Source organism: Massilia mucilaginosa, from assembly GCF_011682145.1.
Classification (GTDB): Bacteria; Pseudomonadota; Gammaproteobacteria; order Burkholderiales; family Burkholderiaceae_D; genus Telluria_A; species Telluria_A mucilaginosa.
Window position 1 is genome coordinate 1 of sequence record NZ_WHJH01000138.1, and the last position, 1631, is coordinate 1631.

The following is a 1631-nucleotide window of genomic DNA, read 5'->3' on the forward strand; positions in this document are numbered from 1 at the left end:
CTTGCCAGCGGCGAAAACCGTGGATGACGTCGCGGCGCTGCTGCCGTGGAATATGAAGGATTTGCATACCCCCGATTTAACCAGCGGCGTGACTTCCTGAACAGCCTGGGGTTGATGGATCGCTTACGGCGTAACGTCGACGACCTAGCAAGGTATACTGACAAGGGAGTGCCTGTTATCGTCCGTATTACTGACGTCGATGGTGGGACAAGCTTTTCGCACTTTGTGGTGGTTGACGGCGTCACTACGCGAAACGGCACACGCGTCGTGGCAATCCGCGATCCAAACAACAGAGCTTACTTTAGCCCAGTAGAGACCTTCTCAAGAAATTTCACTGGCGAAGTAGTGCTTCCTAAACCAAGGAAAAATTGACTATGATTTTGCACATTGAGTTTCCCCAAAATTTCGTCGCTGAAGAGATGGCGCGTCAGAGGAACATTCCTTGCCTGTGCCGGGTTGCCACGGATTTTGAATTGCTGTTTCAAGAACCCTTACCAGTTGCGGCTGGTCTCGTGACCGGATGGGACAGCAAGCTACTGAACGACAGGGCAATGGCAGGGGCGGGTGGGGAATATACCCACTACTCTTTCGCCATGGTGACGCTCGAAAAGATGGCGCCGAACGTTTTTAAGATTATGGACCTCTCGTTCTTCAACCGATCAGTTGGATGGAGTCGGATATTGATGAACGGTGAGTATGGGCCGCCTGGGGATTTCTGGGACGAGGAATAGGAGCGGTCGATGAGGACGTGCGGCACGGGGGACAGGCACCCAAACTGACACGGGCGAAGCAGTAAGTGGCGCGAGTTGGCGGTGTTGGAACCAAATGGTCACAACTCGTATCCTGTTCGTATGCTATCCGTAGGCTGTTCGTATCCCGTTCGGACGGCGGAAAAATCCGCTCCGGCGGAGCGTGTCAAAAGGCTCAATGCCGTTTACAGTGGAACTGGACGGCCGTTCCGGTAAATGGTAGATCGAATCGGCGCGGCCGGTTGCATCGGATTGGTCGGCAGGTTTTTCAACTTTGCCATGCGAAGGTAGGCGATGGCGACAAGTTCTTCACAGTGCGAAATCTGAGCGTGGCGCGTTTGACTTGCTGGAGCATGCCATTCATGGCCTCGACGTAGACATTGCTGTGTCTGTCGAGCATGCCCCTCACAATGCCGGCGAGGCGATCCTTGTGGGGGCGACGCCGACAAACGGACACGGACGGAGCTGTAAGTGGAACGAGCTGGCAGTGCCGGCTTTACGCCCTCAAACCCCACACGACCGTTGCCACCACGCCGCCGGCGTCGGCGGCTTCGGTCGCCGGCCTGGCGCTGGGTGCTGCCGGCGTGGCCGGCGTCGACGGCGCGAAGCTCGCTGTGGCCGGCGCCGCGATCGAGGCGCCATCGGCCCTGCAAAGCGGTGCCGGACTGGGCGGCTTGGCCAGTGCCGGTGCGGCCCTGGCGGCCCAGGCCAATCCCAAGGTGGCGCAGGCGATGAAGGTCGCCGGCCAGGCGCAGGCGCTGTTGGGCCAGGCGGGCGATATCGCCGGCAAGCTTCCGAACATGCCCTTCGTGCCGGACGCGCGCGCCCTGGGCGATGCGATTGGCGGCCAGATTCCGCACATGCCGTTCGTGCCCGACGCGC

At 59.4% G+C, this 1631-nt stretch carries 3 protein-coding genes and 1 pseudogene; 3 read left to right on the forward strand and 1 reads right to left on the reverse strand.

All coding sequences use genetic code 11. The features are described 5' to 3' along the window. Positions 1–114 precede the first annotated feature (114 nt). A complete protein-coding gene (locus F2P45_RS37355; RefSeq protein ID WP_502572743.1) occupies positions 115–372 on the forward strand; it encodes a C39 family peptidase in 258 nt (85 codons plus the stop codon). Between the two features lie 2 nt (positions 373–374). Continuing rightward, positions 375–731: a hypothetical protein gene (locus F2P45_RS35830; protein ID WP_223164908.1), complete on the forward strand. Its 357-nt coding sequence runs from the start codon at positions 375–377 to the stop codon at positions 729–731. Positions 732–934: 203 nt separating this feature from the next. On the opposite strand, the pseudogene F2P45_RS36630 reads toward F2P45_RS35830, so the two are convergent. Continuing rightward, a pseudogene (locus F2P45_RS36630) lies at positions 935–1179 on the reverse strand (hypothetical protein); the annotation flags it as partial. On the opposite strand from F2P45_RS36630, the gene F2P45_RS34130 reads away from it, so the two are divergent. Next, the coding region (locus tag F2P45_RS34130; protein WP_223164909.1) for a hypothetical protein at positions 1178–1631 on the forward strand (454 nt) is incomplete at its 3' end. The pseudogene F2P45_RS36630 and the gene F2P45_RS34130 overlap by 2 nt on opposite strands.